Annotated in this window: 6 protein-coding genes; 4 read left to right on the forward strand and 2 right to left on the reverse strand. The window is 62.7% G+C overall.

Annotation, left to right across the window (positions count from 1 at the left end; all coding sequences use genetic code 11):
- The first annotated feature begins 12 nt into the window (after positions 1-12).
- Both ptsP and M2397_RS10305 read left to right on the forward strand, forming a co-directional pair.
- Positions 13-2,538: a phosphoenolpyruvate--protein phosphotransferase gene (ptsP, locus tag M2397_RS10300; RefSeq protein WP_131697968.1), complete on the forward strand. Its 2,526-nt coding sequence runs from the start codon at positions 13-15 to the stop codon at positions 2,536-2,538.
- A 2-nt stretch (positions 2,539-2,540) separates the two neighbouring features.
- Positions 2,541-2,819 carry a PTS transporter subunit EIIB gene (locus M2397_RS10305; protein ID WP_131697967.1) on the forward strand — a complete coding sequence of 93 codons (279 nt, stop codon included), beginning with the start codon at positions 2,541-2,543 and terminating at the stop codon, positions 2,817-2,819.
- 40 nt (positions 2,820-2,859) lie between these two features.
- On the opposite strand, the gene mltF is transcribed toward M2397_RS10305, so the two are convergent.
- A complete protein-coding gene (gene mltF / locus M2397_RS10310) occupies positions 2,860-4,320 on the reverse strand; it encodes a membrane-bound lytic murein transglycosylase MltF (protein WP_167655131.1) in 1,461 nt (486 codons plus the stop codon).
- 286 nt (positions 4,321-4,606) lie between these two features.
- On the opposite strand from mltF, the gene purL reads away from it, so the two are divergent.
- Positions 4,607-8,503 (forward strand): phosphoribosylformylglycinamidine synthase, encoded by a 3,897-nt coding sequence (gene purL / locus M2397_RS10315; RefSeq protein ID WP_259242899.1) that lies wholly within the window; start codon positions 4,607-4,609, stop codon positions 8,501-8,503.
- 4 nt (positions 8,504-8,507) lie between these two features.
- Complete coding sequence (locus M2397_RS10320; protein WP_259242901.1) at positions 8,508-8,819, forward strand: NGG1p interacting factor NIF3; 312 nt, start codon at positions 8,508-8,510, stop codon at positions 8,817-8,819.
- A gap of 94 nt (positions 8,820-8,913) precedes the next feature.
- Here the strand turns inward: M2397_RS10320 and M2397_RS10325 are convergent, their stop codons facing one another.
- Positions 8,914-14,640, reverse strand: a complete 5,727-nt coding sequence (locus M2397_RS10325; protein ID WP_259242902.1) for a membrane-targeted effector domain-containing toxin — start codon at positions 14,638-14,640, stop codon at positions 8,914-8,916.
- Positions 14,641-14,764 lie beyond the last annotated feature (124 nt).

Consider the following 14,764-nt stretch of genomic DNA (forward strand, 5'->3'; position numbering starts at 1 on the left):
GCAGGTGACGTCATGACCGCAACTCAACCCCTGGAATTGCTCGCGCCTTTATCCGGCGTGCTGCTGGCACTGGACCAGGTGCCTGACCCGGTGTTCGCCAGCCGCATGATTGGCGACGGCCTGTGCATCGATCCCACTTCGCAGACCCTGTGTGCGCCGCTGGCCGGAGTGATCAGTAATATCCAGGACAGTGGGCATGCGGTCAGCGTCACCGACGACAACGGCGTGCAGGTGCTGATGCATATCGGCCTGGACACCGTGAGCCTGGCGGGCAAGGGCTTCACCCGCCTGGTCGAGGAAGGCCAGCGGGTGGAAGCCGGGCAAGCACTGATCGAATTCGATGCCGACTACGTGGCGCTTAACGCGCGCAGTTTGCTGACCTTGATGCTGGTGGTCAGCGGCGAGCCGTTCACGCCGTTGGCAAGCGGCCTGGTGGAACGGGGCCAACCGGTGTTGCAGGTATCGCCCGGCAACCGGGTAGAGGAGGCCGATGAGGAGGAGGGCGATGCACGCTTCTCCAAGCCGTTGACCTTGCCCAACGCCAATGGCTTGCACGCGCGCCCGGCAGCGGTATTTGCCCAGGCGGCGAAAGGTTTTAACGCGAGCATTTACCTACACAAGCAAACCCAGAGTGCCAACGCCAAGTCGCTGGTGGCGATCATGGCGCTGCAAACCGTACAGGGCGATACCTTGCAAGTCAGCGCAGCCGGGGAGGATGCCGAGGCAGCAATCAATGCGCTGGTTGCGCTGTTGGCTGAAGGCTGCGGCGAGGCCATTGCGGCGCCGGCTGCACAGCTCGAAGCGCGCGTGCCGGTATCGTCGACGACGCTGCTGCGAGGCGTTTGCGCATCGCCGGGGTCGGCGTTTGGCCAAGTGGTTCAGGTCGCTGAGCCCGAGCTGAAGGTGACTGAACAGGGGGCGGGAGAAACCTTCGAACGCGCTGCGTTGGCGCGTGGCCTGTTGGCTGCAAATGAAGCGCTGCAAGCCTTGCAAACCCAGGCGTCAGGCAGTGCCCAGGCGGAGATTTTCCGTGCCCATCAGGAATTGCTCGAAGACCCGACGCTGCTGGAACAAGCCCACGGCTTGCTGGCCGAAGGCAAGAGCGCCGCGTTTGCCTGGAACAGCGCCACGGTCGCCACCGCCCAACTGTTCCAGGGCCTGGGCAATGCCCTGTTGGCCGAACGTGCGGCGGACCTGGCGGATGTCGGTCAGCGCGTGCTGAAACTGATCCTCGGTATTCAAGACCGCGCCTGGGACCTGCCCGACCGCGCGATCCTGGTCGCCGAGCAACTGACGCCTTCGCAAACCGCCAGCCTCGACACCCAAAAGGTGCTGGGGTTTGTCACCGTCGGCGGTGGGGCAACCAGCCATGTCGCGATCCTGGCGCGTGCCCTGGGCCTGCCTGCCATGTGTGGGGTCGGGCCTGAAGTGCTGGCGCTGGCCAACGGCAAACAGGTCCTGCTCGACGCCGACAAGGGTGAGTTGCACCTGGACCCCAACCTGGCCGAGATCGAACAATTGGAGGCTGCGCGCCAACAGCAAATACTGCGACGCCAGCGTGACGTGGCGCAGGCCTCCGTGCCTGCGATTACCCGTGACGGCCATCACGTCGAGGTGACCGCCAACGTCGCGTCGTTGCAGGAGGTGGAGCAATCCCTGGCCCTGGGAGGCGAAGGCGTCGGCCTGCTGCGGTCGGAGTTCCTGTACCTGGATCGCAATCGCGCCCCAAGCGTGGATGAGCAGGCCGCAACCTACAGCGCCATCGCCCGTGCCCTGGGTACCGAGCGCAATCTGGTGGTGCGCACCCTGGATGTCGGCGGCGATAAACCGCTGGCGTATGTGCCGATGGACAGTGAAACCAACCCGTTCCTGGGCCTGCGCGGCATACGCCTGTGCCTGGAGCGCCCGGAGCTGTTGCGTGAACAGTTGCGCGCGATCCTTGCGAGTGCCGGGCTGGCGCGCCTGCATATCATGTTGCCGATGGTCAGCCTGCTGTCGGAGCTGCATCTGGCGCGCAAGGTTCTGGAAGAAGAAGCCCAGGCCCTCGGGATCAGCGAGTTGCCCAAACTGGGCATCATGATCGAGGTGCCGTCGGCAGCCTTGATGGCGGATGTGTTTGCGCCCCATGTGGATTTCTTCTCCATCGGCACCAACGACCTGACCCAGTACACCCTGGCCATGGACCGCGATCACCCGCGCCTGGCCAGCCAGGCCGACAGCTTTCACCCGGCGGTGCTGCGCCTGATCGCCACCACCGTCACGGCCGCCCACGCCCATGGCAAGTGGGTGGGCGTATGCGGTGCACTGGCCTCCGAAGCGCTGGCGGTGCCGGTGTTGATCGGGCTGGGCGTGGATGAGCTGTCTGTCAGTGTGCCGCTGATTCCCACCATCAAGGCCACCGTGCGCGAGCTGGACCTGGTCGACTGCCAGACCATCGCCCGTCAGGTACTGGGCCTGGAAGAAGCCGCCCAGGTGCGCGAGGCCTTGCGCCTGTATCACGCGGCCACCGTTGAAACCTCACCTGTCGTGGAGCACTGAGCATGTTCGAGAAATTGCAGCGGGCGTTCTGGAAAGCCCTGACCCCGGATTTGATTGCCGAGACGGTGGTGACTCCGACGCAGGGGCTGTTGTCGGCCGAGGTGCTGAGTGCGTTGGGAGGTGCGGATAACCTCAAGTCGCAACAGCGTGTGGCGCTGACGCGGGTGAGGGTGCAATTGCAGGATGCGGGCCGGCTGGATGAGGCGGCGTTGAAAGCGGCGGGTGTGCCGGGTGTGATGGTGTTGGCGGGAGGAGTGGTCCACCTGATCACCGGCCTCTAACCCAAGTAGAGATCAAAATGTGGGAGTGGGAGGATCAGTTTTACAGCTGCGGGGTGTCTTCCGGCGGCTTGGTCTTGTCCACACCCGGCACATGCAGGTTGCCCTCCACCACCTGGTTGCCTTCCAGCTGCGGCTGGGTCACCCAGGTCAGGATGTCGTAATAACGCCGGATGTTCGCCACAAAGTGCACCGGCTCGCCGCCTCGGGCGTAGCCGTAGCGGGTCTTGCTGTACCACTGCTTCTGCGACAGGCGCGGCAGCATCTTCTTCACGTCCAGCCACTTGTTCGGGTTCAGGCCTTCCTTCTTCGCCAGAATGCGCGCGTCGTCCAGATGGCCGGTGCCGACGTTATAAGCGGCGAGGGCGAACCAGGTGCGGTCGGGCTCGGCGATCTTGTCGTCCAGCTCGTCCTTGATCTTGGCCAGGTACTTGGCGCCGCCCATGATGCTTTGCCTGGCATCCAGGCGATTGGACACGCCCATGGCCTGGGCGGTGTTCTGGGTCAGCATCATCAGGCCGCGCACGCCGGTCTTTGACGTGACCGTCGGTTGCCACAGCGATTCCTGATAGCCGATCGCCGCGAGCAGGCGCCAGTCGACTTTTTCTTCCTTGGCGTAGGCGCGAAAGTGCTTCTCGTATTTGGGCAGTCGCTGCTGCAAATGCTGGGCGAAGGTGTAGGCGCCGACATAGCCGAGGACATCGACATGCCCGTAATAGCGGTCTTTAAGGCGTTGCAGGGTGCCGTTCTTTTCCACCTTGTCCAGGTAGCTGTTGATCTCGTTGAGCAGGCTGTTGTCGTCGCCGGCCGCCACGGCCCAGCTCTGGTTGCTGGCATTGCCGAGGTCGAACGCCACCCGCACGTTGGGGAAGTACACCTGGTTCATCGCCACTTCGTTGGAGTCCACCAGGGTCAGGTCGATTTGCCCCTCGTCCACCATGCGCAGCAGGTCGACCACCTCAACGGCGTCGGATTCTTCGTATTCGATGGCCGGGTTCTGCTTTTTAAGCGCCGCCAGTTGTTCGGCGTGGGTACTGCCCTTGAGCACCATGATCTTCTTGCCCACCAGGTCCGCCGCGTTCGTCGGCCGGGACTGGCCGTTGCGGTAGATGATCTGCGGGGTGACTTCAAGATAAGGGTGGGAGAATCGCACCTGTTGCTGGCGCTGCTCGCTGCTGACCAGGCCGGCGGCGGCGAGCACCGGGCCGTTGGGTTTGCCCAACTGGCCGAACAGGTCGTCGAGGTTGTCGGCGGTCTCGATCTCCAGCTTCACGCCCAGGTCATCGGCAAAACGCTTGACCAGTTCGTATTCGAAACCGGTTTCACCGTTGCGGTCCTGGAAATAAGTCGCCGGGCTGTTTCGGGTAATCACCCGCAATACGCCATCCTCCTTGATTCGCTCGAGCGTGCTGGGTTTATCAACACAGGCGCTGAGCATCAGGAAGAGTCCGGTGACGATGAGCCATCTGGCGCATCGCGGGCGCAAAGCAGTTGGGGAGAACATCTGCGCAGTATACGCAAACGGCCCACGGCGCCATATCTCGACAGCGGCGGACTTGTCTGCTAGCGCCGGAAAAACTGTGCTGCAGCCCGCAGAAACGTGGCCTGGGGGCCGATTGTGACGGTTAAAATAACTGCGCGGAATGCCTTGGATAGCGCCCCGATACCGTGCAAACCGTGCCAACTGACGTTCGGCAGCAGCCAGCGGTGCCGTTTCGGGTGCCGTTGGCGCAGGTTTACGCTAGAATGCACGGCCTCAAAGCACACCCCTTCCCGAGGCTGTCCCGAAGATGTTGATCCTGCGCGGCGCTCCTGCCCTTTCTGCCTTTCGCCACAGCAAACTCCTTGAGCAACTGAGCCAGAAGGTTCCAGCGGTTACAGGCCTGTATGCTGAATTTGCTCACTTCGCCGACGTTACCGGCGTCTTGACCGCCGACGAACAGCAAGTGCTCGCACGCCTTCTGAAGTACGGCCCCAGCGTTCCCGTTCAAGAGCCGACTGGCCGCTTGTTCCTGGTTCTGCCACGGTTCGGCACCATCTCGCCCTGGTCGAGCAAGGCCAGCGATATCGCCCGCAACTGCGGTCTGGAGAAAATCCAGCGCCTGGAGCGTGGTATCGCTTTCTATGTCGAAGGTGGGTTCAGCGATGCCGAGGCCGAGCTGATCGCCAGCAGCCTGCACGACCGCATGACCCAGATCATCGTCAGCCAGCTGGAACAGGCTGCCGGCCTGTTCAGCCACGCCGAGCCCAAGCCGCTGACCGCGATTGACGTGCTCGGCGGTGGCCGCGCCGCCCTCGAGAAGGCCAACACCGAACTGGGCCTGGCGCTGGCCGAAGACGAAATCGACTACCTGGTCAACGCCTTCACCGGTCTCAAGCGCAACCCCCACGACATCGAACTGATGATGTTCGCCCAGGCCAACTCCGAGCACTGCCGTCACAAGATCTTCAACGCCAGTTGGGACATCGACGGCGAGAGCCAGGAAAAAAGCCTGTTCGGCATGATCAAGAACACCTACGTGATGCATAGCGAAGGCGTTCTGTCGGCTTATAAGGACAACGCCTCGGTGATCGTCGGCTCGGTTGCCGGCCGTTTCTTCCCGGACCCTGAAACCCGCCAGTACGGCGCGGTGCAGGAACCGGTGCACATCCTGATGAAGGTCGAGACCCACAACCACCCGACCGCGATTGCTCCGTTCCCGGGCGCAGCCACCGGTTCCGGCGGCGAGATCCGCGACGAAGGTGCCACCGGCCGTGGCGCCAAGCCAAAGGCTGGCCTGACCGGTTTCACCGTGTCCAACCTGCAGATCCCGGGCTTCGAACAGCCATGGGAAGTGCCGTACGGCAAGCCTGAGCGCATCGTGACTGCGCTGGACATCATGATCGAAGGCCCGCTGGGCGGCGCCGCGTTCAACAACGAGTTCGGCCGTCCGGCGCTGACTGGTTATTTCCGTACTTTCGAACAGTCCATCACCACCCCGCGTGGCGATGAAGTGCGCGGCTACCACAAGCCAATCATGTTGGCTGGCGGCATGGGCAACATCCGTGAAGAACACGTCAAGAAAGGCGAGATTCTGGTCGGCTCCAAGCTGATCGTCCTCGGCGGCCCGGCGATGTTGATCGGCCTGGGCGGCGGCGCGGCTTCCTCCATGGCCACCGGCACCAGCTCGGCAGACCTCGACTTCGCTTCCGTACAGCGCGAAAACCCTGAGATGGAACGCCGCTGCCAGGAAGTCATCGACCGTTGCTGGCAGTTGGGTGACAAGAACCCGATCAGCTTCATCCACGACGTCGGCGCCGGCGGTTTGTCCAACGCCTTCCCGGAGCTGGTCAACGATGGCGACCGCGGTGGCCGCTTCGAACTGCGCAACATTCCAAACGACGAGCCGGGCATGGCCCCGCACGAAATCTGGAGCAACGAATCCCAGGAACGTTACGTACTGGCGGTCGGCCCTGAAGACTTCGCGCGCTTCCAGGCCATCTGCGAACGCGAGCGTTGCCCGTTTGCCGTGGTCGGCGAAGCCACTGCCGAGCCGCAACTGACGGTCACCGACAGCCACTTCGGCAACAGCCCGGTGGACATGCCCCTCGAAGTGCTGCTGGGCAAGGCCCCGCGCATGCACCGTTCGGCGGTACGTGAAGCCGAATTGGGCGATGATTTCGACCCAAGCGCCCTGGACCTGGCCGACAGCATCGAACGTGTGCTGCACCACCCGGCCGTGGCGAGCAAAAGCTTCCTGATCACCATCGGCGACCGCACCATCACCGGCCTGGTGGCCCGTGACCAAATGGTCGGCCCATGGCAGGTTCCGGTGGCTGACGTTGCCGTCACCGCCACCAGCTTCGACGTCTACACCGGTGAAGCCATGGCCATGGGCGAGCGTACGCCGTTGGCCCTGCTGGACGCCCCGGCGTCGGGCCGCATGGCCATTGGTGAAACCCTCACCAACATCGCCGCGTCGCGTATCGGTAAATTGTCCGACATCAAGCTGTCGGCCAACTGGATGTCCGCCGCCGGTCACCCAGGTGAAGATGCGCGTCTGTACGACACGGTAAAAGCGGTCGGCATGGAGCTGTGCCCGGAGCTGGGCATCACCATTCCGGTGGGCAAGGACTCCATGTCCATGGCCACCCGCTGGAACGATGAAGGCGTGGACAAGAGCGTCACCTCGCCGCTGTCGCTGATCGTCACCGGCTTTGCGCCGGTCACCGACATCCGCCAGACCCTGACCCCGCAACTGCGCATGGACAAGGGCACCACCGACCTGATCCTGATCGACCTGGGCCGTGGCCAGAACCGCATGGGCGCCTCGATCCTCGCGCAAACCCACGGCAAGCTCGGCAAGCACGCGCCGGACGTGGATGACGCCGAAGACCTGAAAGCCTTCTTCGCCGTGATCCAGGGCCTCAACGCCGACGGCCACCTGCTGGCTTACCACGACCGTTCCGACGGTGGTCTGCTGACCAGCGTGGTCGAGATGGCGTTTGCCGGTCACTGCGGCCTGAACATCGTGCTCGACAGCGTTGCCGAGGACGCCTCGGAAATCAACGGCATCCTCTTCAACGAAGAGTTGGGCGCCGTGATCCAGGTTCGCCAGGACGCTACCCCTGACGTACTCGCACAGTTCAGCGCCGCTGGCCTGGACGACTGCGTCGCGGTGATCGGCCAGCCGATCAACAACGGTGAAATCAACATCTCCTTCAACGGCGACACCGTGTTTGCCGGCCAGCGCCGCTTGCTGCAACGCCAGTGGTCCGAGACCAGCTACCAGATCCAACGCCTGCGTGACAACGCCGACTGCGCCGAGCAGGAATTCGACGTGATCCTTGAAGAAGACAACCCGGGCCTGAGCACCAAGCTCAGCTTCGACGTCAACCAGGACATCGCCGCGCCGTACATCAAGAAAGGAATCCGCCCGCAAGTTGCCGTACTGCGTGAGCAGGGCGTCAACGGCCAGGTGGAAATGGCGGCCGCGTTCGACCGCGCCGGCTTCAATGCGATCGACGTGCACATGAGCGACATCCTCGCCGGTCGCGTTGACCTCGACGCGTTCAAAGGCCTGGTGGCCTGCGGTGGTTTCTCCTACGGCGACGTGCTCGGTGCCGGCGAAGGCTGGGCCAAATCGGCCCTGTTCAACAGCCGTGCCCGCGATGCGTTCCAGGGCTTCTTCGAACGCAACGACAGTTTCACCCTGGGTGTATGCAACGGTTGCCAGATGATGTCCAACCTCCACGAACTGATCCCGGGCAGTGAGTTCTGGCCGCACTTCGTGCGTAACCGCTCCGAGCAGTTCGAAGCCCGTGTCGCCATGGTGCAGGTGCAGGAATCCAACTCGATCTTCCTGCAAGGCATGGCCGGTTCGCGCATGCCAATCGCCATCGCCCACGGTGAAGGTCATGCCGAGTTCGAAAGCGAAGAAGCCTTGCTCGAAGCCGACCTGTCCGGTTGCGTGGCCATGCGTTTCGTCGACAACCACGGCAAGGTCACCGAAAGCTACCCGGCCAACCCGAACGGCTCGCCGCGCGGGATCACCGGCCTCACCAGCCGCGACGGTCGCGTCACCATCATGATGCCGCACCCGGAGCGTGTGTTCCGCGCCGTGCAGAACTCGTGGCGCCCGGAAGAGTGGAACGAAGACGGTGCGTGGATGCGCATGTTCCGCAACGCCCGCGTATGGGTGAACTAAGGCCGTGTACAAGCTTGCCTTCTTTGTGCCCGACAGCCATGTGGAGGCGGTGAAAACCGCCGTCTTCGCGGTTGGCGCCGGGCGCATCGGCGACTACGACAGCTGCGCCTGGCAAGTGCTGGGCCAGGGCCAGTTTCGCGCTTTGGACGGAAGCCAGCCGTTTATCGGGCAGGTTGGCCAGGTTGAAGTGGTGGAAGAATGGAAGGTTGAGCTGGTAGTGGCCGATGAGTTGATCAACGCGGTGGTCGCCGCGTTGAAGCTCAGCCACCCCTATGAAACACCGGCTTATGACGTGTGGCAGTTGGCGGACTTCTGATCCACCGACGGTAAAGACAAGAAACCCGCTGGGCCAGTTTGGCCAGCGGGTTTTTTGTTGACGGTCATGAACCCCGCGTCAAAGCCTCAGTGGCTCAGGGGGCCGGAACCAACCCCACTTCCGCCTTCAACGCATCGATCAAGATGTTTTCGTAGCTGAAACGCTTGCCCTGCATCGGCTCCCAGCGTTCGACATAAAACAGGCCGTTGTTGTCGACCTTGATCGGCGTCGACACGATCTCCCCGCTGCGCGAGCGATGCAGCAAGTTGCTCTGCGACGGCGACGAGCGTTCGATCAGGAACAGGCCGGGCCGGTTCAGTCGTGCCCTGTCCACCGCAACGAACGGGGCGGGGGCGTTGATACCGGCAACACCGGCGTCCAGGATGAAGTCGCTGCGCAAGGCTTTCCTGTACGGACTCATCCCTTCGGCAAACGACTCCCAGGCACCCGGACGAATATTCTGGGCCAGCGCGGGGGCGGTGTCCCGGACATGCAGGCTGACCGCACCTTGCAGTTCCGCCAGGCCTCGCACGCCCAGGTGCGTATTGGTGTGGGTGCTGCCAATGAAGGCAACCCACTTGTGAGACCCCTGTGCCGCCTGGTCGGCCGTGATTACCTGGTTGGCGAAGTAACTGAACAGCTGGTTGCGCGAGACGTCCTCATCCCCCAGGCCCTTGACGTGATAACTGGCGGTGCAGTCCAGGGCCCGGATGCGCAGGCCCTGTTTGGCCGCCGCCTGGATCACCTCAGTGTAGGTATCGTTGCCTTTGTAGCCTGGCATATGGCCGCGATCCAACTGGGTGAGGTAGCGCTTGAGGTTGTCCGGCAGCCGCTGTGTGCGCAGAAAAATATCCAGCTCTTCCTGGTGGATATCGGTCAGCAGGTGCTCCATGTACAGGGTCTTGAATTCCAGGTCCTTGAGTTTTTTCATGTAGTCGCGCAACCAGCGTTTGCTGGACTGCGCGCTGTGTCCTTCACCGATTACCAGCCCCGAGAACTCGCTTTGACGGACGTTCTCCAGCAGCGCCTCCGGGCTTTTCGGTGAGGCGAGGACGGAGGGATCGGGCCTGGCGGGTGGTACGTGGCTGGCCAGGTAGGTATCTGCATCGGTGACCAGACGTGCCCTGGCGTTTTGAAACGCCAGGAAGGCCTCGGTATGGTCAGGGTTCTGTGGGAAGTAGCGAGTGTCCAGCCCGTGCCGGGTATCGGTCTGACGGACGATGCTTTCCCTGAGAGGGCGGGCAATGTCGTATTCGTCGTAATGTGCCACCGCCGCCGTGACTGTGCTGGACGATGCTATCGGCTCGGGCGCTTTGTACGAGGTTCGCAGGGCCAACTGGTAATCGCCCCTGGCCAGCGCGTCACCTGCCAGGGCGCCGGGGGCGTCGACCCACACGCCCACCGGTTGGTCCGCGCCCACATCCACCACGCGCAGCGCAACCGCATCCTGCAGGTCCGCCAGGCCAGGCGTTTTCTCGAAGGTACGCAGGCGGGAGTGATCCACCAGGGCAATCCAACGTTCATCCTGTTCGCTGAGGGCATCGGCCTCAATGACTTTATGGGAGTAGAAGTTCCTGACGCTGTTACCCCGTGGCGTGGTCGGTGGGGTATCGCCCATTTGCAGCACATCGTCCAGCAGGTAGGACGTGGAGGCGTCCAGGGCTTTGACCTGCATGCCCTTTTCCTGGGCTTTGCGCACCAATGCTACGTAGGAGTACTCGGCATCCTCGGCGAAACCGAGGGCTTTATCGACGGCCCTGAGGTGCCGTTCGATATGCTGCCAGGATTTGCCGCTGTTGAGTTTTTCCAGTTTTAGGCGGAATACATCGGTGGGCAGGTACTCGATGTACACATGCTTGAAGCCGCGCTCAATCAAGGCGTCCATCTGGGTGATCAATAGTTGTTTGCTGGCGATGGAGCCCGGTAGTGCGCCAATGACCAGGTTCTTGTTGCCGCTGAAGGCATCGCTGGCAATCAGCTGTGCAAACGATGTGTTGGCCTCCAGGGCCGGGGGCGCGGTACGGGGCGGCAACGGGTCGAGGTGCTTGAAAAAGTCCTCGGCGTCAGTCGCCAAGCGTTTGGCCTGTTGCAGGTAAACCGTGCGCAGGGATCGCAGGTCGCTGATGCCACTTCCCCGACCGACGTTTGTGGTGCCGAACTCCCATTCGGAACGTGACAGGATTTCGGCTCGCACCTGCGGGTTAAGGGCCAACTCCAGCTTGCCGGCGTATTTCCCCGGTACCTCGTAAGGCTTGAGCGGCTCCGGTGTGTCCGGCAATTTTTCATACTTGGGCGCGCCGCCCGTGACCCCGGTGCGGCGCCACACACCTTGTGCATCAGGCGCAGCCACGCGAGTCGTGGAGATCAATTTGCCGGTAGGCGGATCGAGTCGGTACAGCAAATAACGTCCGATCGGGTCGGGGGTGTTCTTCGCCCAAAGCAACTCGCCATCGAACAGCACCGCCTGCATGTCTGCCGGTGCAAGAGCCTGGGCTTGCAGGGGTTGCACCAGCTTCACGGCCTCGCTGGCAGCGGCGGCGCTCTTGGCTGCCTCGCGCGGCGCCGGTCTTGCCAGTTGCCTAAGGGAAACCAATGCCGGGCGCAGATCGGTAAAAGCCGCGCCGGCGCTGTTGAGCACGTAACCGATCAAGTGTTCCACGGCAGCTCCGGTGTCGCCTTGCTCATACGCGTTCAGGGCGAGCATGCCGTCCTTGAACGCCAGCAGCATGCCCAGGCTCAGGCTGACGGTGGGAAACGGCGCGGTAGCAATGGCAGTGACCCATTCCACGCAGGTCCAGAGGATGCCCGTGATCATCTGGGTGCGATTGGCCGTGGTGCCTTCAACGTCATCGATCTTGCGCTGCAGCTTCATGTCGTACAGTGCTCGACGCAGATCCGTCAGCGGTGGTTGTGCACGGATTGTGTCGTAGCGTGCCGGGCTGGTGTCGGTTTTGTTCAGGTCCTCGGGCAGCTGTGCCTTGGCATTTTCGAGAAAGGTACGCACTTTGGCCTGGGAGTGGGCGCCAACCCGCAGGGTGAAATAGCCGACCATGCCGGGCACCTTTTTCAGCAGGTAGTTGAACTGCCTGGCCTCGCGAAAGCTGATGCCGTCCGGGGCATTGGGGGTGTAGAGCAGCGTCGGGAAAGTGGCGTGGCTGAAGAGGAAATTGCCCATCACCCATTCGCCATCGATGAGCAGGCGATGAATGGCGTAGGTGTTGCGTGTGTCGGTGGCGGTGTCACCCATGCTGGCTATGGCGAGCTCCAACCAGGTCCAGTCGACACCAGCGATGTAGCCTTCAAGCCGGCACTCCAGGGCGGCGCTCTGCATCTGGCGCTGGGTGATGCTCAGCGTCGCATTGCGCCGCAGGTCATAGTCCGCGTTGCCAACGTTGAGCAGGCGGCGCCTGACCTCGTTGATGTAACGCTGGCCGACCCAGGTGCCGGTGATCGAGCGGGCGACTTTTTCTGCCGTCAGCGCACTCAGGTCCACCCCTTTGGGGCCTTTGAATCGGGCGGCGCGCGAGAACTTCTCGTCGATAAACCCCACACCGTCGGCGTAGCCGTCGCGGTAGAGCTGGGTGTAGGTCATGGGCGCGGGGGTCAATGAGCCGAGCAGCGCCGGTGGTGAAAAGGCCCAGACGGTGTCGGGGTCGACATCGTTCTGAGGGCGTGCCAGCAGCAGGTTAAGGCGTTTTTTGGCCTGTTCATGCAGGTAGTCAGCGAAGCTGGGAAACTGCGCGTCAGACAGCGGAAAGTCCTGGTAGGTGAGCAGCGCACCTTCGCTGTCCTCGGCCAGTTTCAACAACTTGCGGCGGGTGTCGGGGTGGGCCGCGCGGTACCAGGTCGGGGTGCTGAACGCGTAGTCGTCGAGGCGGGTCGCCAGCACATGGGCGGACATGGCCTTGAGGCAGTCGGCGTGGCTGCCGACATTGCCAAAGCTGATCGCTGTGTACTCGCGGTCCTGAACCTTGAAGCTCAAGCCGCTCAGGACGCGCTTCATGGCCCTGCGAAAACGCAGGGCGACCCGTTTGATCAGGTAATCGGTGAGGGTGCCCGGCGGTTTTTTTTCGCCGTTGTCCAGGCTCCAGCCGAGGATGTGATTCTGGCACGCGACCTCACTGTCGAAAGCCTGGAACTGCTGCTCCCGTGGCGCTTCGGGCGTGCACAGCAACAGGCGGATGATCGCGCCGCTGGCGTCGCGTTGGCGCAGTACCCATATGTCCTGCAACTGGGCTTCGTGCAATGACAGGGTGGCGGCGCTCAGGCGAGTGTCGGTGCCCAGGCGTACGTCCTGGACCAACTGAAAGTCCTCTTCACTGAGATGACCCTGGAGCATCGCGGTGTAGGCCAGCGCGTTGATCCGCTGGTCGAGCATTGTTTCGATCGCACGGCTGACCACAGGTTTGGCATGTATCTGTTGCTGCAACTCACCGAACTCGATACGCGGTTGCAAGGTGGTCAGTACCTGCGCCAGCCAGGCGGGAGTCAGGTCCTGGTAGGCCTCGGGCAGCGGTGCCTCCTGGTAGGTCAGCGTGGTTTTGGTCAGGAAGTCCGACCCCGGCGCATCATCACCGGCGTGCAGCCCGCGCAGGGCCAGCTCAACCAGGTTGCGGTCGTGTTCGTATTCGCCGATGGGGTCCACGTAGCGGCGCGTGTTGATCGCCAGGTGTTCCGGCGCCAGGTCGTGGATGTCCAGCTCATCGCTGAGGTGTTGCAACAGTCGATAACGGGCCAGGGCTTCAGGGCTGGTGACCGGGCCGAGCACGTCGAGAAGCTGTTGGCGGGCCTCGTTATAGCTCGCCAGGTGAGCGGCGAGTGCGGCGCGGCGAGCTTCGGTGGCGCTGCGATACCAGTCCGGAGCGCTGTGGCGCAGGTGCCGCTCCAATAGACGTCGGCTGCGCCATTGCAGGCGTGCGCTGAAATCCGGCAACGCCGCCGCTATGGCACGGTCCAGGGCGTCGATCAACTGAGCCGCCGCGTGGGCGGGGTTGTCCACCAGGCTCAAGGCGCGCTCGATGTCCTGGGTGCGCTTGTCGACCAAGGCGTTGTAGGTGTGCTCAAACAGCGGCTTATCCTGGATGGGCGTCAGTTCCAGCGGCCACATGGCGGCAGGCGTCACAGCGCGATAACGCACGGGCAACAACGCCATGAAGTCGCGTCGCCGCTCGGCATCCTCCATGCCTTGCAGCACGTGCGTATTGAGTTGCGCCAGCGAGCCGAAGGACTCGATCCCGTGTGAGGGCGTGAACAGCATCACTTCACCTACCGTCGGCGCAGCGCTTAGATCAGCGACCACAGGGCTGGAATTTTCGGTCAGGACAAAGGCACCGGCCAGTTCAACCGTCTGCTCCTGATAACGAAAGGTCAGTGCATACAGGCCTGGACGCAACGTAGCGCCCAGCGGTACGCGCTCAAGCATGGCCTGTTGTTGCGGATGCAGCAGGCGGTCCTGGGCACTGACCGCCGTTTCGTTGGCCAGGGCCGTGTAGCCGGCTTCAAAGGTCATGAAGGATTTGCGGGGCTTGCCATCGATTTGCTCGTTGCGATCAAGTGCCAGCAGATGCGTATTCAAGGTGGTCTTGAGTGCTTCGACTCGGGCGAGCAAATCGCTCTGGGTGATGTCCTGATAGAGGGCGCGGCTCTTGGCCAGGAACTGCTGGCGGTAACGCGTCAGGATGCCGTTGGTTTTTTCCAGGTAGGCCAGTTCGGCAGACGGTGTGTGTTCGGGCACTAGCGGCTTTTCGATCTGGAGCAGGTGGTGCCCGATCTGATTGAGGTGACCTTTGATACCTTCAAAGGTCTGGGGGGGTGTGCTCACAGGTACGCTCTCCATGCGGGGGTAAGAACCTTGAGCATGCGCAGGCGGGCCATTGGCAGAGAGGTAGATAAGTAAGTTTTTTGATTTGTGGGAATGAATCTACCCGACGACAATCTGCATGTTT

Origin of the sequence: Pseudomonas sp. BIGb0381, from assembly GCF_024809815.1 — a bacterium.
In the GTDB taxonomy this organism is placed as follows: domain Bacteria; phylum Pseudomonadota; class Gammaproteobacteria; order Pseudomonadales; family Pseudomonadaceae; genus Aquipseudomonas.

What these genes read in the sequence shown, in the direction of transcription:
- ptsP (WP_131697968.1), top strand. Translation starts at nt 13, where the DNA reads ATGACCGCAACTCAACCCCTGGAATTGCTCGCGCCTTTATCCGGCGTG.
- M2397_RS10305 (WP_131697967.1), top strand. Translation starts at nt 2,541, where the DNA reads ATGTTCGAGAAATTGCAGCGGGCGTTCTGGAAAGCCCTGACCCCGGAT.
- mltF (WP_167655131.1), bottom strand. Translation starts at nt 4,320, where the DNA reads ATGTTCTCCCCAACTGCTTTGCGCCCGCGATGCGCCAGATGGCTCATC.
- purL (WP_259242899.1), top strand. Translation starts at nt 4,607, where the DNA reads ATGTTGATCCTGCGCGGCGCTCCTGCCCTTTCTGCCTTTCGCCACAGC.